This is a genomic window from Nocardioides luteus (genome assembly GCF_000960475.2).
In the GTDB taxonomy this organism is placed as follows: Bacteria; Actinomycetota; Actinomycetes; order Propionibacteriales; family Nocardioidaceae; genus Nocardioides; species Nocardioides luteus_A.
This window is the reverse complement of record NZ_JZDQ02000013.1, coordinates 125,756-142,944: the sequence shown is the minus strand read 5'-3', so window position 1 is coordinate 142,944 and position 17,189 is coordinate 125,756. Positions and strand designations below refer to the sequence as shown.

17 protein-coding genes are annotated in these 17,189 nt (G+C 69.4%); 9 read left to right on the top strand and 8 right to left on the bottom strand.

The annotated features are described in order from the left end of the window. Positions 1-75 precede the first annotated feature (75 nt). The gene (locus tag UG56_RS11295; protein ID WP_143055000.1) at positions 76-1,869 is read right to left on the bottom strand and encodes a hypothetical protein; all 1,794 of its coding nucleotides are present in this window, start codon (positions 1,867-1,869) and stop codon (positions 76-78) included. A 37-nt stretch (positions 1,870-1,906) separates the two neighbouring features. Here UG56_RS11295 and nudC point away from each other — a divergent pair, with 37 nt between their 5' ends. Next, a complete protein-coding gene (nudC, locus tag UG56_RS11290; RefSeq protein WP_045551314.1) occupies positions 1,907-2,818 on the top strand; it encodes an NAD(+) diphosphatase in 912 nt (303 codons plus the stop codon). 15 nt (positions 2,819-2,833) lie between these two features. On the opposite strand, the gene UG56_RS11285 is transcribed toward nudC, so the two are convergent. Further along, positions 2,834-3,079, bottom strand: a complete 246-nt coding sequence (locus UG56_RS11285; RefSeq protein WP_045551315.1) for a mycoredoxin — start codon at positions 3,077-3,079, stop codon at positions 2,834-2,836. Positions 3,080-3,170: 91 nt separating this feature from the next. Here UG56_RS11285 and UG56_RS11280 point away from each other — a divergent pair, with 91 nt between their 5' ends. From UG56_RS11280 to UG56_RS11265, 4 genes are all read left to right on the top strand, one after another. Beyond that, complete coding sequence (locus UG56_RS11280) at positions 3,171-5,222, top strand: ATP-dependent DNA helicase UvrD2 (RefSeq protein ID WP_071327030.1); 2,052 nt, start codon at positions 3,171-3,173, stop codon at positions 5,220-5,222. A gap of 138 nt (positions 5,223-5,360) precedes the next feature. Then, entirely contained in the window at positions 5,361-5,561 is a 201-nt protein-coding gene (locus UG56_RS11275; RefSeq protein ID WP_045551060.1) for a hypothetical protein, read from the top strand. 104 nt (positions 5,562-5,665) lie between these two features. Continuing rightward, the gene (locus UG56_RS11270) at positions 5,666-5,965 is read left to right on the top strand and encodes a WhiB family transcriptional regulator (RefSeq protein ID WP_008364199.1); all 300 of its coding nucleotides are present in this window, start codon (positions 5,666-5,668) and stop codon (positions 5,963-5,965) included. 119 nt (positions 5,966-6,084) lie between these two features. After that, entirely contained in the window at positions 6,085-6,279 is a 195-nt protein-coding gene (locus UG56_RS11265; protein WP_008364201.1) for a hypothetical protein, read from the top strand. Between the two features lie 118 nt (positions 6,280-6,397). Here the strand turns inward: UG56_RS11265 and UG56_RS11260 are convergent, their stop codons facing one another. After that, complete coding sequence (locus UG56_RS11260) at positions 6,398-8,044, bottom strand: GMC oxidoreductase (RefSeq protein ID WP_256206560.1); 1,647 nt, start codon at positions 8,042-8,044, stop codon at positions 6,398-6,400. A gap of 95 nt (positions 8,045-8,139) precedes the next feature. Between UG56_RS11260 and UG56_RS11255 the strand changes: the two genes are divergently transcribed. Further along, on the top strand, positions 8,140-9,240 hold the full coding sequence (locus UG56_RS11255) for an NAD(P)H-dependent amine dehydrogenase family protein (protein ID WP_045551058.1): 1,101 nt from the start codon (positions 8,140-8,142) through the stop codon (positions 9,238-9,240). Beyond that, entirely contained in the window at positions 9,237-9,719 is a 483-nt protein-coding gene (locus tag UG56_RS11250; RefSeq protein ID WP_045551057.1) for a carboxymuconolactone decarboxylase family protein, read from the top strand. Before UG56_RS11255 ends, UG56_RS11250 begins: the two co-directional genes overlap by 4 nt. Positions 9,720-9,971: 252 nt before the next feature. Here the strand turns inward: UG56_RS11250 and argS are convergent, their stop codons facing one another. The 3 genes from argS to UG56_RS28350 form a co-directional block, all read right to left on the bottom strand. Then, entirely contained in the window at positions 9,972-11,777 is a 1,806-nt protein-coding gene (gene argS, locus UG56_RS11245; RefSeq protein WP_371264384.1) for an arginine--tRNA ligase, read from the bottom strand. Positions 11,778-11,802: 25 nt separating this feature from the next. Beyond that, positions 11,803-12,573 carry a hypothetical protein gene (locus UG56_RS11240; protein WP_143054999.1) on the bottom strand — a complete coding sequence of 257 codons (771 nt, stop codon included), beginning with the start codon at positions 12,571-12,573 and terminating at the stop codon, positions 11,803-11,805. 407 nt (positions 12,574-12,980) lie between these two features. After that, positions 12,981-13,139, bottom strand: a complete 159-nt coding sequence (locus tag UG56_RS28350) for a DUF5679 domain-containing protein (RefSeq protein WP_091051197.1) — start codon at positions 13,137-13,139, stop codon at positions 12,981-12,983. A 557-nt stretch (positions 13,140-13,696) separates the two neighbouring features. On the opposite strand from UG56_RS28350, the gene UG56_RS11235 reads away from it, so the two are divergent. Both UG56_RS11235 and UG56_RS11230 read left to right on the top strand, forming a co-directional pair. Beyond that, on the top strand, positions 13,697-14,722 hold the full coding sequence (locus UG56_RS11235; RefSeq protein ID WP_045551055.1) for a PHP domain-containing protein: 1,026 nt from the start codon (positions 13,697-13,699) through the stop codon (positions 14,720-14,722). Between the two features lie 11 nt (positions 14,723-14,733). Continuing rightward, positions 14,734-15,288 carry a M48 metallopeptidase family protein gene (locus tag UG56_RS11230; RefSeq protein ID WP_045551054.1) on the top strand — a complete coding sequence of 185 codons (555 nt, stop codon included), beginning with the start codon at positions 14,734-14,736 and terminating at the stop codon, positions 15,286-15,288. Here UG56_RS11230 and UG56_RS11225 read toward each other — a convergent pair. Both UG56_RS11225 and UG56_RS11220 read right to left on the bottom strand, forming a co-directional pair. Further along, positions 15,285-15,824, bottom strand: a complete 540-nt coding sequence (locus UG56_RS11225; RefSeq protein ID WP_045551053.1) for an NUDIX hydrolase — start codon at positions 15,822-15,824, stop codon at positions 15,285-15,287. The two genes, UG56_RS11230 and UG56_RS11225, sit on opposite strands and share 4 nt — an antisense overlap. Beyond that, positions 15,821-17,155 (bottom strand): zinc-dependent metalloprotease, encoded by a 1,335-nt coding sequence (locus tag UG56_RS11220; protein ID WP_071327029.1) that lies wholly within the window; start codon positions 17,153-17,155, stop codon positions 15,821-15,823. Before UG56_RS11220 ends, UG56_RS11225 begins: the two co-directional genes overlap by 4 nt. Positions 17,156-17,189: the final 34 nt, after the last annotated feature.

Here is a 17,189-nt window from a genome sequence, read left to right as displayed (position 1 = left end):
AGACCAGCCCAAAAACAGCCCCATACCAACGCCAGACCACGACGCAAACCAGAAGACGACGCGATCAGCGAGAAGCTACTTCACCGTCCGAGCAACCTCCGGCAGTTCCCCCGACTCCCGCAGCGAGTCGAGCAGATCCCCAGGAAGGATCCAGACGGTCGCAAGCGGGAACGGCCGCTCGCGCAGCATCACCGCGCCGGTGACGAAGGAAGGCTCACCGTTCGGGCAGGAGAAGACGATGTCGTCTCCCCACTCCCACTGGCGCTTGACGATGGTGGGGAGCATCCACCACATCAACCAGTTGCGCTCCGAGTTCATCGACGAGCGGCGGCGGGGGCAGTTGTTGTCGTAGGCGACGACGGCTTCAGGGTGCTCGGCGAGGATCGAGCGGAGCTCGCCGACGACCGGGGTGTCGCGGTTGAAGTGGTCGTGGAACTCGTTCGAGGCCACGTCGGCGACGGCAGAGCCGGCGGTGCCGACCACCAGGACGAGCGCGGTGACGACCACCGAGCGCACCCGGTCGGAGAGTCGCGGGCTCACTCGGGAGAGGGCGGCGAGGAGCGTCCAGATCGCCAGCGGCACCAGCGAGCAGAGGGTTGCGATCAGCCAGAAGCGGTTGTCGTTGGTGAACGACGGGATCGGACCGGGCTGCGGGAACTGCCCGTCGGGGAGCGCCCACCACCAGGGGATCGCGCCGGGGATGTGCGCCGGGGTGGTGTAGGCCCAGGTGGGCGCGTCGGGGGCGACGACGAGGATGGTCACCAGCGAGATCCCGGCGACGATGATCCAGGTCCAGACCAGGACCGCCCGGGAGCGTACGGCCTGGATCGCCGCGCACACCCCGGCCAGCACGAGGACCGCGAAGACCGGGTCGATGTAGCGGCCGTAGATCCAGTAGTCGAAGCGCCGCCACTCCATGGTGAACAACGAGTACTCGTTGCCCCAGTTCAGGCAGCTGAGGACGTACATCGAGCCGGCGGCGATCAGCACGAACCCGGCCGGCCCCACCTGCCGCGCGCGGAGCTCCTTCCAGAAGGCCGCGATCACCACGACCAGACCGACGATCACGACGCCGAAGCTGCCGATCATCTGCGTCCAGGCCTCGCCGGCGAAGGTGTCGACCCAGTATCGGGGGTTGGCGTGCGTGACCTTCTCGAAGAAGCCCTGCGCCTGGATGAACTTCCACGGCACCAGCTGCGCGTGGAACCAGAGCGCGGCCTTGTTGGCGGCGAAGGCGAGCACGCCGGTGGCGACCAGCCCGACGAGGGCGATCTGCCACCTGCGTACGAGGAAGAGGACCAGCCACAGCATCACCGCGGCGACGAAGACCTGCATCCGGGCGTGGGAGAAGAGGGCGAGTCCGGTGAGCAGGCTGAGGAGGAGTACGCCGCGGTAGGTCGGCCTCTCCCACAGCCGGAACGCCACCAGGGTCGCCACCACGACGAGCAGCGTGACCAGCCGCTCGGAGAGGATGTAGTCGGCCTGGATCGCGCGTGGCGGCAGGGCCATCACGATGGCGCCCGCGACCACACCCTGTCCCGGGGTGACGCCGCTGAGGCGCACCGCGACCCGGGAGAGGGGCCAGATCGTGAGCATGCTGATCATCAGGCCGACGACGATCGCCATCTTGTAGAACGTGAAGACGTTCGAGGTGACCAGCCACAACGGCGCCAGCAGCACGCCCCAGCCGGGGTAGTAGCCGGGGGTGTTCAGCTGCGGGGAGTCGAGGCCGAGGGCGGTCCGTCCGTGGATGACGGTGCCGATCTCGTCGTACATGAACGAGAGGTTGGAGCCCCAGGCGATGTAGACGTTGATCGCGAGAGCGACCACGACGGAGACGACAGCGGCGATGCGCCAGAACCGATCCACGCGGCGGAACATATACCCACCTCCTAGGCTTTGCCGGGTGGACTCCCCGAAGCTGCCCATCCATCTGCGAATCACCCAGGACCCCCACGATCGCTCGGGCCATCTGCGCACCGACGACGGCTGGGTCGAGAAGGCCTGGTCGGACGAGTCCACGAGGGTCCTCGTGGTCGCCGGCAACAGGGTGGAGCCGTCAGGCGAGACCGGGGTCAGGTGGCGTACGCCTGCGGCTTCTCCCGACGGGATCCGGCTGCTCCTCGGCGACACCCCTGACGGAGCCAGGTTCGCGGTGCTCACCGGCCGCGAGGAGGCCGGCGAGACGTGGCGCGACCTGCGGGGGCTCTTCCCGGCGATGCTCGCCGACACGACCGAGGCCAGCTTCCTGATGCATGCGATCGGGCTGGCCGAGTGGCATCGGGCGACCCGGTTCTGCGCGCGCTGCGGCGGCCGGCTCGAGCCGCGTGCGGCCGGTCACGAGCTGGCCTGCGCGGAGGGACACCTGACCTTCCCGCGCACCGACCCGGCGGTGATCATGCTGGTGACGACGGGGGAGCCCGGGACCGATGACGAGCGCTGCCTGCTCGGCAACCACACCCGCTGGCCCGCGCCCAACTTCTCCACCCTCGCCGGCTTCGTCGAGCCGGGGGAGTCGCTCGAGGACGCGGTGCGCCGCGAGGTCGCCGAGGAGGTCGGCGTACGCGTCGGGCAGGTCGACTACTTCGGCAACCAGCCCTGGCCGCTGCCGGCCAGCCTGATGCTCGGCTTCTTCGCCCGCGCGGAGTCGACCGAGATCACGGTCGACGCGGACGAGATCCGGGAGGCGCGCTGGTTCACGCGTACGGAGCTCGCCGCGGTCGCCGAGAGCGGTGAGATCAAGCTGCCCAGCGGCATCTCGATCAGCCGGTCGCTGGTCGAGGCCTGGTACGGCAGCGAGCTGCCCGGGTCGTGGTGACCGGCGCCCCGGGGGTCAGACCAGCTCGGCGAGCTTCGCCTTGACCTGAGCGATCGACGGGTTGGTCATCGCGGTGCCGTCTGAGTAGACGAGAGTCGGGACGGTCTGGTTGCCGCCGTTGACCTGCTCGACGATCTGGGCGGCCTCGGGGACCTGCTCGATGTCGACCTCGTCGAAGGTGATGTCCTCACGGCCGAGCTGCCCCTTGAGCCGCTGGCAGTAGCCGCACCAAGGCGTGGTGTACATCGTGAAGCTGCTCATCGCGGCTCTCCCTCATCAGAACTGTCGGTGCGAGCCAATAGTGTTGGCCCGCAAGGCCTAACGTTCCCACGCCGAGGAGTTCTTCCCGCCCATGACCCCCGAGTCCCTCCTCGCCGCACTCGACCCCGAGCAACGCCGGGTCGCCGAGGCGTTGCGCGGTCCGGTCCGGGTGCTGGCGGGTGCGGGGACGGGCAAGACCCGGGCGATCACCCACCGGATCGCCTACGGCGTCGCCACCGGCGTCTACGCGCCGCAGGAGGTCCTGGCCGTCACCTTCACCACCCGCGCCGCGGGGGAGATGCGGCAGCGGCTGCGGGCGATGGGAGCGGGCGCGGTCCAGGCAAGGACGTTCCACTCCGCGGCCCTGCGTCAGCTGCGGTTCTTCTGGCCGAAGGTCTACGGCACCGAGCTGCCGAACCTGACCGAGTCGAAGATCCCGCTCATCCGGGCGGCGGCCCAGCGTCAGCGGATCAACGTCGACCAGGCCCAGGCACGTGACCTGGCCTCGGAGATCGAGTGGTCGAAGGTCTCCAACGTCCACCCCGACGACTACCCGAAGTCGGCCGAGGCCCGCGGCCGGGAGGTCGGCGGGCTGACCCCGTCGATGGTGGGACACATCTACGCGGCGTACGAGGACGTCAAGCGCACCCAGGCGCGGATGGACATGGAGGACGTGCTGCTGCTGACCGCCGGGCTCCTGGAGCACGACGAGCGGGTCGCGGCCCAGGTCAGGCGGCAATACAAGTGGTTCACCGTCGACGAGTTCCAGGACGTCTCGCCGCTGCAGTCGGCGCTCCTCGACCTGTGGCTGGGCGGGCGCAACGAGATCTGCGTCGTGGGTGATCCGGCCCAGACGATCTACACCTTCGCCGGCGCCGACGCGACCTACCTGCGTGACTTCCCCACGAAGCACCCCGGCACCACCTCGGTCGAGCTGGTCCGCAACTACCGCTCCTCGCCGCAGGTGGTGAAGGCCGCCAACAAGATCCTGGAAGGTACGCCCAGCGCCGGTGTCCAGCTGCAGGCGCAGCGCGACGCCGGGCCGGCCGTCGAGCACGTCGAGCAGCCCGACGAGGTCGCGGAGGCTGAGGGCGTCGCCGCCGAGATCCTGCGCCTGCACCAGTCCGGCAAGCCCTACAACGAGATGGCGATCCTGTTCCGGATCAACGCCCAGTCGGAGGCCTACGAGGACGCGCTCACCGCGCGCCGGATCCCGTATGTCCTGCGCGGCGCCGCCAGGTTCTTCGACCGGCCCGAGGTCCGCGAGGCGGTCACCCGGATCCGGGGTGCCGCGCGGGGCGGCCAGGGGGCGGTGATCGGTGACGAGCTGCTGGAGTCGGTCCACGGCATCCTGGCCGGGATGGGCTGGACCTCCGAGCCGCCCGAGGGTCGCGGACAGACCCGCGACCGCTGGGAGTCCTGGCAGGCGCTGATCGACCAGGCGCGCACCTTTGCCGACGCCGGCGGCGACCTCGCCGGTCTCGTCGCCGAGCTCGACCGCCGCGCCGCCGAGCAGCACGCGCCGGTCCCCTCGGGGGTCACCCTGGCGACCTTCCACGCCGCGAAGGGGCTGGAGTGGGACTCGGTGTTCCTGGTCGGCCTCCAGGACGGCACGATGCCGTTCATCCTGCGTGGCGAGGAGCCGAGCCCGGCCGAGATCGAGGAGGAGCGGCGCCTGCTCTACGTCGGCCTCACCCGGGCACGGGTGGACCTGACCCTGTCCTGGGCGCTGGCACGCCAGCCGGGCCAGGCCGCGCGCCGCCGGCCGTCGCGGTTCCTCGACCCGCTCCGCCCGGAGCGGTCCACGACACCGGCGCGACGCCCGGGCTCCGGCAAGGCGCGGATGTGCAAGGCCTGCGGCGGGCCGCTCGGCTCGGCCGCCGAGAAGCGGATGGGTCGCCACGAAGGCTGCGACGCGCCCTACGACGAAGAGCTCTACGGCCGCCTGAAGCAGTGGCGCAAGGAGACCGCCGAGGAGATCCGCAAGCCCGCGTTCGTGGTCTTCACCGACGCGACCCTCGAGCAGATCGCCGAGCAGAAGCCCGGCACGCTCCAGGATCTGCAGCGCATCGCCGGCATCGGGCGCGGCAAGGTGGAGACGTACGGCTCGGAAGTCCTTCAGGTGATCTCCGGCGAGGCGTAAAAGTCCTTCACGGAAATTCCTCGAAATCAACGGGTTTAATCGTTTGCGGCCTACCTCCCCGGCCGGTTAGTGTTCTTCCATCAAGTAAAGCCGCGTGCTGCTGAAGCGCGCCCGACAGCCCCGAAGGAGGTGGCCCCAGTGAAGATCAACCAGATCAAGACGCCGATCAATGGCATCGCCATGTCCGCGTGCGGCCACCCCGAGCTGTCCACCCCGGCTGCCGGCGCCTTTATCGGCGCTGGCTACGGCATGCGCGTCGAGGGACTCGTGTCCCCGCAGGCGGATGCCATCAAGGTCAAGTCCCACGGGATTCGAGCCTGGAGCTGTCCGACTACGTAGAACCACGTAGTCACAGCAGCCTCCAGGCCGCGGAACCCGAAACCCGGGATCCGCGGCCTTTCTGTTTCTCAAAACCCGCGATCAGTCACAAAGGAGGTGTACATATGACCAGCATTCTCGAGCCCGAGGTCAAGCTCGGCGTTCTCCACGACCGTGCCAACCGTTACGACGAGGACCTGCTGCCCTGCCGGGCCAACAACCCCGAGCTGTGGTTCGCCGAGTCTCCTGCCGACGTCGAGTTCGCCAAGGCGCTCTGCGCGACCTGCCCCGTGCAGCCGCTCTGCCTCGCCGGCGCCCTCGACCGGCGTGAGCCCTGGGGCGTCTGGGGCGGCCAGCTGCTCCTGCAGGGGAAGGTGATCCCCCGCAAGCGGCCCCGTGGCCGGCCCCGCAAGGACGCCGCCTGAGCACCGAACACCACCACAGCAACAGCAGCCGTTTCAACGACGAAAGGCAACAGCCATGAACACGATCGTGATGACCATGGGCGCCGGAGCCCGCTGAGCACGCAGGAGAACCAACAGACATGAACACCAACCGAGTACGGAGCACTCAGATGAACTTGCTTTACGAAGACCTGGCGCGCGCGCAAATGGCCGCGCGCCTGGGAGAGGCGCGTGAACTGCGGCGAGGCCACGCCCTCGTCAAGGCTGCTCGCCTGGGCCGCAAGGCCGAGCGAGCCGCCGTCCAGGCGAAGCTGGCTCTTGCCCGCGCGCTGTAAGTCCCTCACGGGACACCAGACCTCACCCCTCTGATCGCGGGTGTGGAAGATGACCGGCCGGTCCGAGAAACCCTCGGACCGGCCGGTCCTACCTTTTCCTGATGGCCGCCTCGACCGATCAGAGGTCGGTGGCGATGATCCTCTCGATGTTCCGCTCCGCGAGGGCGGTGATCGTGACGAACGGGTTGACGCTGGTGTTGCCGGGGATGAGCGAGCCGTCGATGACGTAGAGGCCGTCGTAGCCGCGCAGCCGGCCGTAGTTGTCCGTCGCCTGGTTCAGGACGGCGCCGCCCAACGGGTGGTAGGTCAGGTGGTCGCCCCAGATCTTGTTCGTGCCGAACAGGTCGGTCCGGTAGATCGTCCCTTCCGTCTTGTTGATCTTGTCGAAGATCGTCTTCGCCATCGTGATCGAGTCCTGCTTCCAGGCGGTCTGCCACGACAGGTCGACCGCGCCGGTCGTCGAGTTGTAGCTGAACGCCGCCCGGCGCTGGGTCTTGGTGATCGCGAGATAGAAGGACGCGAAGGTCTCGAGCCCGGCCGGCAGCGGCGCGACCTCGGCGAAGGCGCCGCCGGCGTCCCAGTTGTCGATGCCCGAGCACGGGATCGTCGACTGCACGTCACCGGTCGGGTCCCACATGTGGTTGGCACGTCCGACCATCACGTTGCCGTTGTCGCCCCAGCCCTGGCCGACCTGGCTGTTCAGCGCGGGCAACGCGCCGGTCGCCTTCAGCTTCACCAGCAGCTTGCTCGTGCCGACGCTGCCGGCCGCGAAGAACACCTTGCCCGCGTTGACCGTCTTCGTGGTGACGACGTCACCGGCGGTGTTGATCTGCTCGAGGACGACGTCGTACCCACCGGTCGCCGCGGGCCGGACCGAGGTTGCCCGGTGCAGCGAGGAGATCGAGACCTTCCCGGTGGCGGTGGCCTGGGCGAGATAGGTCTTCTGCAGTGTCTTCTTGCCGTAGTTGTTGCCGTAGATGACCTCCTGCGCCAGCGCCGACTTCGGGACGCTGCCGTTGTCCTCGGCGACCATGTAGTCCCAGTCGTAGACGTCCGGGACGAACGTCCACGCGAAGCCAGAGCGCTGGGCGTGCTTCCGGCCCACACGGGAGTACTGGTAGTAGGAGGTCCGCTCGAACCAGTCGGGGTCGACCGACCCGACGCCGAGGGCGGCATTGGCGCGCGGGTAGTAGGTGGCGTACATCTCTGCGGCGTCGACCGAGGGCAGGATGGCGCCGAAGTTCTCCCGCTTCGGGGTGACGGCCATGCCTCCGTTGACGAGCGAGCCGCCGCCGACTCCTCGGCCCTGGTAGACGGAGATGCCGGCGAAGTCCTCGGCGTCCAGGATGCCGGCGTACTTCGGGACGTCCTTGTCGATGGGGAACCCGAGGAAGTTGCTGAGCGGCTGCTTGGTCCGGGTACGCATCCAGAAGGACCGGTAGTCCGGCGCGCTCACCTTCGGGTGGATCTTGCCGTCCGGGCCGGGCGCGACCGTGGCCCAGTCCTGGCCCATCTCGACCATGTGGACGTCGATGCCGGCCTGGGCCAGCCGCAGGGCGGCGACCGAGCCGCCGTACCCGGTGCCGATGACCAGTACCGGCACCTGCGCGCCGTTGCCGATCGACGACGGCGCCGCCGTCGCCCATGTCGGGCTGGATCCGAATGCTCCTCCCAGCATCCCGACCCCGGCCAGCGAACCCGCGCCGAGCACGAATCCGCGGCGTGACAGACCTCGCGAGCGGTCCTGTCGTGGTGTGTTGCTCAAGATGACCTCCCTTTTCATCACTGATTGCTAGAACATGTTCTAGTATGCCGGTGGGGGTGTCAGGGGATTCGCAACATTCGCGACAGGGAGGTCGCATGGTCACGGTATGCGTGTGGGGCACGGGGAACGTCGGGCGGCTCGCCATCCGGGCGGTCGAGGCACATCCACGGCTCGAGCTGACGAGCGTGCTCGTCCACGACCCCGGGAAGGTCGGCCGCGACGCGGGTGAGCTCGGGGAGGTCGGCCGTGATCTCGGTGTCGCCGCCACCGACGACATCGACGCGGTGCTCGCGACGCGTCCGCAGGCGATCGTGTACGCCGCGTCCGGCGACATCCGTCCGGACGAGGCGCTCGCCGACATCGTGAGAGCGCTCGGGACCGGGGCCGTGGTCGTCACGCCCGCCCTTTACGCCCTCTACGACCAGCGCAACGCTCCGCCGGAGATGCGCGAGCCGGTGCTGGCCGCGATCGCCGAGGGCGGTGGGTCCCTCTTCGTCTCCGGCGTCGATCCCGGCTGGGCCAACGACGTGCTGCCGCTGCTGGTCAGCGGCCTGGGCAGCACCGTGGACGTCGTCCGGTGCCAGGAGATCTTCGACTACTCCACCTACGACCAGCCCGACTCCGTCCGCTACCTCGTCGGGATGGGCCAGCCGATGGACTACGACGCCCCGATGCTCGCCGAGACCGTGCCGACCATGGTGTGGGGCGGTCAGGTCCGGCTGCTCGCCCGGGCCCTCGAGGTCGAGCTCGACGAGATCCGGGAGACCGTCGAGCGGCTGCCGCTGGAGGAGACCGTGACCACCGCGTCGATGGGTGCCTTCGAGAAGGGCACCCAGGGCGCGGTGCGCTTCGAGGTCCAGGGGATCGTCGGCGGCGAGCCGCTCATCGTCGTCGAGCACGTCACCCGGATCCATCCCTCCTGTGCCCCGCACTGGCCGACGCCGCCCGACGGCGACGGAGCCCACCGGGTGATCATCGAGGGCGACCCGCGCATCGAGGTCACCGTCGAGGCGACCGACAGGGCCGGCAACCGGGCGGCGGGCGGCAACGCCACCGCGGTCGGACGGCTCGTCGGCGCGATCGAGTGGCTCATCGACGCAGACCCCGGCCTCTACGACGCGCTCGACGTCCCGCTGCGTCCGGCGACCGGCAGGCTCGGCGCGGCCAAGGCCGCCCAGGAAGGTGTGACCGCATGATCATCGACGTCCCCGAGGGGCAGGACCCGATCACGTACGTCTGGGGTGAGATGGTGCCCGGGATCGGACCGGCCGCCGCCGGACTCTCGCTCGCGGTCTACGAGCACACCACGCTCGGGCTCCGGGAGTTCGAGGCCGCGCGGTTGCGGATCGCGCAGATCAACGGGTGCGTCTTCTGCCTCGACTGGCGCACCGAACGGGACGGGCAGAAGGTCGAGGAGTCGTTCGCCGAGGCGGTCGAGGAATGGCGTACGACGGACGCTTTCGACGACCGCACCCGGCTCGCCGCGGAGTTCGCGGAACGCTATGCGATCGACCATCACGGCATCGACCAGGACTTCTGGGACCGGATGTCGGTCCACTACACCGATGCCGAGATCGTCGAGCTGAGCATGTGCCTCGGATCGTGGCTGGCGTTCGGTCGGCTCAACCATGTTCTGGGCCTCGACAGCACCTGTGTCCTGCCCGCCCAGAGGTAACACGGATCTGACATCCAGGTGATGAAGAATTTCGGTGTTGCGCCCTCGGAGCCGCAGGATTTCGACCTATCGTTGAGACATGAAGACCTGCGATTTCTGCGGATGCTACGAGGCCGATCCCAACCGCCTCCTCGCATGGACCACCGCGGTTGAGCGTGGGCGCTCGAAGGCGTTCTGCGAGGCCTGCTCGCGGCGTCACGTGCGCTCCATGGAAGCCAAGCTCGACTCCGACTGGTGGGCCTAGACACCTAGTCACATCCGTTGTGGCGCCTCGATGCCGAGGAGCCCGAGTCCCTCTGACAGCACTCGCCGGGTCGTCTCGCACAACGCGAGCCGGGTCTGCCTGACCTCGTCCTTCGCCTTGAGCACGGGACAGCTCTCGTAGAACGCCGTCAGCGCGGTCGCCAGACCGTAGAGGTACGCCGTCAGGTGATGCGGTTCCAAGGTCTCCGCGACCTTGGCGACCACCGGCGCGAAGCCGGCCAGCTCCAGCGCGAGCCGCTGCTCGGCCGGGTGGGTCAGGGTGCCGATGACGTACGTCGCCCCGGGGGCCTGCGCGAGGATGCTGCACACCCGGGCGTGGGCGTACTGCAGATACGGGCCGGTCTCACCGGTCGTGGCCGACATCCGGGCGAGGTCGAAGGCGTAGTCGCGGGCGAGGTGGTTGGAGAGGTCGGCATACTTCACGGCGGCATTGGCCACGGCGCGTACGACCTCGGGGTTGTCGTAGCGCGCGGCGACGGCCTCCTCGGCGTCGTCGAGGAGCGAGGTGAGTGTGACCGTCTCGCCCGAGCGGGTCTTGAAGGGCCGGCCGTCGGGGCCGAGCACGGTGCCGAAGCCGATGTGCTGGACCTCCACCGAGTCGGGCAGCCAGCCGGCGGCCCGGGCGACGGCGAAGACCATGTCGAAGTGCTGGCTCTGCCGGTGGTCGACGACGTAGACGACCCGGTCGACGGCCAGGTCGTCGACACGGTGCCGGATCGTGGCGAGGTCGGTGGCCGCGTAGCCGAACCCGCCGTCGGCCTTCCGCACGATCAGCGGCAGCGGCGCACCGTCGCGGCCGGTGAAGCCGTCGGGGTAGACGACCTGGGCTCCGGCCGACTCGGTCAGCAGGGCCAGCGCCCGCAGGTCCTCGACGATCCCGGGGAGCTGCGGGTTGTAGCGGCTCTCGCCGTCGAAGTCGTCGTCGGTCAGGAGTACGCCGAGCCGGCTGTAGGTGGCATCGAACTCCGCCATCGAGGCATCGACGAGCGCCTGCCAGAGCGCGAGCGTGGTCGGGTCGCCGGACTGCAGCGCCACCACCCGCCTCCGGGCCGAGCCGGCGAAGCCCGGGTCGTCGTCGAAGCGCGCCTTGGCCCGCTGGTAGAGCGCGAGCAGCTCGGCCATGTCCAGGGCGGCGACTCCTCTCGGGTCGCTGAAGCCCTCGCCGAGCAGCTCCTCGACCAGCATGCCGAACTGGGTGCCCCAGTCGCCGAGGTGGTTCTGCCGCACCACGTCGTGGCCGGCGTAGGTCAGCACCCGGGCCAGCGAGTCACCGATGACCGTGGAGCGCAGGTGGCCGACGTGCATCTGCTTGGCGACGTTGGGGGAGGAGTAGTCGACGACCACCCGCTGCGGGGACTCAGGTGTGGGGACGCCCAGGTGGGGGTCGGTCAGCAGATCCCCGACGGCCGCGCCGAGGACGCCGGGCGACCAGGTGAGGTTGAGGAAGCCGGCGCCGGCGAGCTCGAGGGTGCCGACGTCGTCGAGATCGACCGCGTCGATGAGACGGGTGCCGATCTCCCGCGGCGGCAGACCGAGCGGACCGGCGAGCCGCAGCGGGAGGTTGGACTGGAGGTGGCCGAACTCGGGCCGGGTGGCCGGCCTCAGCTCGGGGTCGATGCCGGCGTAGGCGTCACCGAAGCAGGTGACGACCGCGTCCTGCAGGTGTGCGGACAGGGCAAGGATGTGCTCGTGCACGAGGGGTCCTAGGAGGTGAAGAGGGCAGGCTGACGCGAGGGCGGGGTCAGAGACCCATGCCTCGTCGTCGCAGCGCGCTCTTCGTGACCATGTCCGCAAGGGTGCCTGGCCGTGTCGGCGTCGGTCAAGCCGGTTCGCCTCCCTCGGCCCTGGCCGCGGCGATCAGGTCCCAGGCGCAGCCGCAGTAGGGATGGCGCAGCCACTGCCGGACGGTGGGCGCGTCGTCGCGCGTCAGGACCACCGACGCCGACCAGGACGCCGGTGTGCGTCCGGCGAGGTAGGTGCGGGCGTCGCGTACGGCCCAGGAGAGCGCCAGCGACTGCAGCAGCGCGTCGGCCGGCACCTCGTTGCCGACGAGCTGGCTCACGACCACGGCACGTCGCTCGTCCTCCTCGGCGAGCGTCGCGTCGAGACAGCGCAGGCAGGCGGTGACACCGGGCACGACCAGCGGACCGACCGTCCAGGTGTCCGGGCCGCTCTCGACGGTGAGGTGTGCCCGGCCCTCGCGCACCAGCTCGTCGGCGCGCTCGCGATCCAGCGGCCCCTCGGAGAGGAGGACGACGAGGTCCTGGTCGTCCGGCGCCGCCGGGGCCGTTCCGATCAGCGCCCGGGCGGCCGAGGCCAGCGCCGGCGGGCCGTCGAAGCTCACCCGGGGTGCTGGCTCGTCGCCGTTCGCCTCCATCAGTAGACCGGCGTTGCCGAGCTGCTGCATCGCATGCCGCCCGGGCAGGTGGTCGGGCTCGACCGCTCGGCCTGCGGCGAGGTCGGTCAGCAGGCGGCGTACCTCCACACCGTCCTGCACGATCGCCCGCCGTGGCGGGTCGATGCCGATCTGGAGTCGGGTCTCATCACGTCGTACGGCCACATACCCCGGCCGAATCCGGTAGCGCGTCATGCCGGGGAGTCTCACACCGCCCGGCGTTTCCCGCACCGACAATCCACAGGCCCTGTGGATAACTCGCCGAGGCGTCACCCGCGTCGGCCCAGTTGGCACTCGGGTGACGCTTCGGCCGACGGGGGTGACGCTTCGGCAAAACGTGGCAGCGGCGCCGCCGGACTTGCCGGGGACGCCGCCGCGAGTCGTGCGGTAGGTCTCGAGTCGCGCTGGTCGACTGCTACGGGAAGCGTGGATCTCGACCCGCTTCGCGGCTTCGCAGGCTCAGCCGCTGCGCTGGCGCCCTTCGGGCGCCTTACTCTCTCGCTCGGCGCGAACGGACGAGCAAGCTCGCCGTTCGACCTCGCTCGGTCGTCTCGCTCGATCCCTTCGCGCTGGTCCTGCGAGCTTCGCTCGCAGGACCAGGCTCAGGCCTTACCGAGGATGCGGTTGAGGTTGGTGCTGCAGACGGGGCAGACGGCCTTGGCCATCTTGGTGCCCTTGTCGTTCACCCGGATCTCACCGGTCGCCTCGCGCTTCTCCTTGCACTTCACGCAGTAGAACTCGCCGCTCCAGGTCTCCGCCATGACGGCCTCCTTGCCTATGTGTAACTGGTCGTCGCGACGGGGTTGTCAGGGAAGCCCGTCGGAAGCTCGTCATGACGAGCCAACTCGACCCTACGACACGCGGCGCTCACGGCGGCAACACGGGCTACCAAGCGAGTGTCGGCGTGTTGGCGTCATACCGGGGGATTCGGGGGTTTCGACGACGCATCGAAGGTCTGTCGAACGCTCCCGCGAAGGTCTGCGGGGCGACCCGAAAACTGGAGGGACCCCCGGTGCCTGGATCGTCCTTCGCCTTCCCCTTGCGAAGGCCGTCCGGCGGCGCCGGGGGTCCCACTGACATCGAACCTAAAGAGGATCGGGGGGCGCGTCAACGTCCCACTCCGTGACCCTTGTGGACAAGATGTGGACAACCCCGCTTTGCTTGGGGACATCCGGTGGAGGAGACGCGCTTTCCTGTGGGTAACCAAGGTGACCCGATGGAGAATGATCGGTTGAATCCAGACCTTGACCTGGGAAAATCGTTCTGCACCGGCTGTGGACGAGAAAAATAGTTGGAGGAAGATTTGGTTGGCGAGGCGTTGTCCCCCGTCGCGGCCCTGCGTCGGATCGCGTTCCTGCTCGAGCGCGGCCGCGAGGACACCTACAAGGTGAAGGCCTTCCGCACCGCGGCGGCCGCGATCCTTCCCCTCTCCGAGGAGGACGTACGCCGCCGGGCGGAGGAGGGCACCCTGACCGAGCTGAGCGGGGTCGGTGCCAGCACGGCCAAGGTCATCACCGAGGCCGCGCGTGGCGAGATCCCGCAGCGGCTGCAGGAGACCGAGCGCGTCCATGGGGTGCCGCTGACCGTCGATGGAGCGGGCGACGGGCTGCGGAGCAGGCTCCGGGGCGACCTGCACAGTCACTCCGACTGGTCCGACGGTGGCTCACCGATCGAGGAGATGGCCTTCACCGCGATCGAGCTCGGCCACGAATACCTGGTGCTCACCGACCACAGCCCCCGCCTGACCGTCGCCAACGGCCTCAGCGCCGCCCGCCTGGAGCGTCAGCTCGGGGTCGTCGACGCGGTCAACGACCACCTCGCCGGACACGGCTTCACCCTGCTGAAGGGCATCGAGGTCGACATCCTCGACGACGGCAGTCTCGACCAGACCGACGACATGCTCGCCAAGCTCGAGCTGCGGGTCGCCAGCGTCCACTCCAAGCTCAAGATGGACAAGGACCAGATGACCAGGAGGATGGTCAACGCCGTCTCCACCACCAGGATGAACGTGCTCGGTCACTGCACGGGCCGACTGGTCACCGGCAACCGCGGCACCCGGCCCGGCAGCCAGTTCGACGCACGCAAGGTCTTCGAGGCGTGCGCCGAGCACGAGGTCGCGGTCGAGATCAACTCCAGGCCCGAGCGCAGGGACCCGCCGACCAAGCTGCTCGAGCTCGCTCGCGACATCGGCTGCCTCTTCTCGATCGACTCGGACGCACACGCTCCGGGACAGCTCGACTTCCTCGTCCTGGGGTGCGAACGAGCCGAAATGGCGGGTATCGAAGAGGAACGGATCATCAACACCTGGCCGCGGGATCGCCTGCTGGCCTGGGCGAACAGGTAGTTTCTTGACCTATGGACGGCCCGGAGATCGAGGTACGACGCAGCAAACGGCGTCGGCGTACGGTCTCTGCCTACCGTGACGGCGACCGCATCATCGTGATGATCCCGGCCGCGATGTCGCAGCGTGAGGAGGCCGAGTGGGTCGAGCAGATGGTCGCCCGCCTGGAGAAGGCCGAGCGTCGTCGCAAGCCCAGCGACGACGACCTGATGCGACGATCGGCGGCGCTGAGCGACCAGTACTTCGGCGGTCTGGCCAAGCCCCACTCCGTGCGCTGGGTCGACAACCAGAACAGCCGCTGGGGCTCGTGCACCCCGGGTGACCGCTCGATCCGGCTCAGCGACCGGCTGCGCGGCATGCCGGCCTGGGTCGTCGACTACGTCCTCGTCCACGAGCTCGCCCATCTCTTCGAGGCCAAGCACAACGAGGCCTTCTGGGCCTGGGTCGACCGCTACCCGCAGGCCGAGCGCGCCAAGGGCTACCTGGCCGGCTGGTCGGCCGCCGCCAAGCTCCCCGCGCCTCCGGGCGAGGACGATGACGTCGACGAGGAGATCGACCAGGTCGACTAGAGCCGAGCGTGGGCGAGCTTGATGAGCTCGAGGAGGTTGTCCTCGGGGTCGGGGATGGCATCGACCGGCCACCAACGTACGTCCAGGGACTCCTCGCTCACCGCCGGAACCGCACCGGACGGGGCGACCGCCAGGAAACGTACGTCGAGGTGGTGGACGTCCCCGGAGGGCGCGCAGAACGGGACCGCGTGCTCGGAGAGCTGGACCACCCCGGGCAGCGGCACCAGGTCGGGTACCCCGGACTCCTCACGCAGCTCGCGAGCAGCGGCCGCCCACAGGGTCGCGTCGCCCTGCTCGAGGTGACCACCGAACTGGAACCAGCGCCGCGCCTTGCGGTGATGGGTCAGCAGCACCGAGGAACCGTCGTCGGAGAGCACCACGCACGAGGCGGTCAGGTGGTCGGGGACGCACGACTTGAAGACCCCGCCCGGCTCGGCCTCGAGGTGAGAGACGTAACGCTGCCGCAGGGTCTCCTGGGGAGCAGACGGTGCCTCCCACGCTCGCAGGGTTGCGAGCGCGTCAGCGTGCAGACTCACTCGTCACTGTCCCCGTCGAGCAGCTTCTTCAGCTCCGCGTCGAAGTCGATCGAGTCGACGTCGGGCGCCTCGGCGCCCTCGCGGAAGCCGAGCGGGTCGTCGAGGTCGGCCGAGGTGGGCAGCAGCGCCGGCGACATCCAGACGCCGTCGCGGGCCTCGATGCCCTGCCGGGTGCGCAGCGAGCCCCACAGCGCCGCCGCGTCGCGCAGCCGGCGCGGCCGCAGCTCGAGGCCGACCAGGGTCGCGAACGTCTGCTCGGCCGGACCGCCGGCAGCCCGGCGGCGGCGTACGGCCTCCTGCAGCTGCGCCGCGACCGGCATCCGGTCGGCGGTGGCCAGGGCGACGACCTCGTCGACCCAGCCCTCGACGAGCGCCAGCGCGATCTCGAGCCGCTCCAGCGCCACCTTCTGCGCGGGGGACTCGGGCACCTCGAACATGCCTTCCTCGAACATGTTCTGCAGCTGGGACGGGTCCTGCATGGCGGAGAGGTCCAGGCCGCGCATCTGCTCCTCGATGCGCTGCTGCATGGCCTCCATGTTGAGCTCGACGCCACGCGCGTAGTCGGTGACGGCCGAGACGACGTGGTCACGCAGCCACGGGACGCCGGCGAAGAGCCGCTGGTGGGCGGCCTCGCGCAGGGCCAGGTAGAGCAGCACGTCGTCCGTGCCGACGCCCAAGCCCTCGGCGAAGGGCTCGACGTTGACCGGCAGCAGCGCGGCCTGACCGGGCGCGGCGAGCGGGATGCCGATGTCGGAGACGGAGATGACCTCACCGGCGAGATGGCCGAGGCCGGTGCCGGCCTGGTTCGCGTACAACGCGCCCATCGCCTTGCCGACGAACCCGATCATCGGGCCCATCTGGGCCTTCATCTCCTCGGGGAGCTGACCGCTCATCGCGGACGCGGTCGAGGCGGCGACCGGCTCGATCAGCGGCTTCCACGCGTCGAGGGTGTTGACCAGCCACTCGGCCTTCGACCAGGCGGTGGCCGACTTCACGCCGGAGGGGAAGGAGGTGGTGTCCTCCAACCAGTGGTCGGCCAGCTGGATCGCGTCGGCGACCGCGTCCTTCTGCTTCTGCGAAGGCGTCGGGTCGGGCGTGGACGCGGCGACCTTGCGGGCGAGGTCCATCGCGACGTCCCAGTTCAGCGGGCCGTCGTAGGGCTGTAGCAGCGACTGGATCTGACCGAAGATCTGGCTCAGGTCAGGCATGCCGCCGGGGCCACCACCGACGCCGCCGATGGGGAAACCACCGAAGAACGCTTCGAAGGGCGTGCCCTTGAAGGGGTTCTCCGGCTCCTCCGGCTCGTCGGGGCCACCTGGGGTCTGACTCATGTGTCCAGCCTACGCGGTGACGGAAGCCCGCCGT

Bases quoted from the DNA above. Each gene is read 5' to 3' on its own strand.
- UG56_RS11285 (WP_045551315.1), bottom strand. From the start codon at position 3,079: ATGAGCAGCTTCACGATGTACACCACGCCTTGGTGCGGCTACTGCCAG.
- UG56_RS11280 (WP_071327030.1), top strand. From the start codon at position 3,171: ATGACCCCCGAGTCCCTCCTCGCCGCACTCGACCCCGAGCAACGCCGG.
- UG56_RS11270 (WP_008364199.1), top strand. From the start codon at position 5,666: ATGACCAGCATTCTCGAGCCCGAGGTCAAGCTCGGCGTTCTCCACGAC.
- UG56_RS11265 (WP_008364201.1), top strand. From the start codon at position 6,085: ATGAACACCAACCGAGTACGGAGCACTCAGATGAACTTGCTTTACGAA.
- UG56_RS11255 (WP_045551058.1), top strand. From the start codon at position 8,140: ATGGTCACGGTATGCGTGTGGGGCACGGGGAACGTCGGGCGGCTCGCC.
- UG56_RS11250 (WP_045551057.1), top strand. From the start codon at position 9,237: ATGATCATCGACGTCCCCGAGGGGCAGGACCCGATCACGTACGTCTGG.
- UG56_RS11240 (WP_143054999.1), bottom strand. From the start codon at position 12,573: ATGACGCGCTACCGGATTCGGCCGGGGTATGTGGCCGTACGACGTGAT.
- UG56_RS28350 (WP_091051197.1), bottom strand. From the start codon at position 13,139: ATGGCGGAGACCTGGAGCGGCGAGTTCTACTGCGTGAAGTGCAAGGAG.
- UG56_RS11230 (WP_045551054.1), top strand. From the start codon at position 14,734: ATGGACGGCCCGGAGATCGAGGTACGACGCAGCAAACGGCGTCGGCGT.
- UG56_RS11220 (WP_071327029.1), bottom strand. From the start codon at position 17,155: ATGAGTCAGACCCCAGGTGGCCCCGACGAGCCGGAGGAGCCGGAGAAC.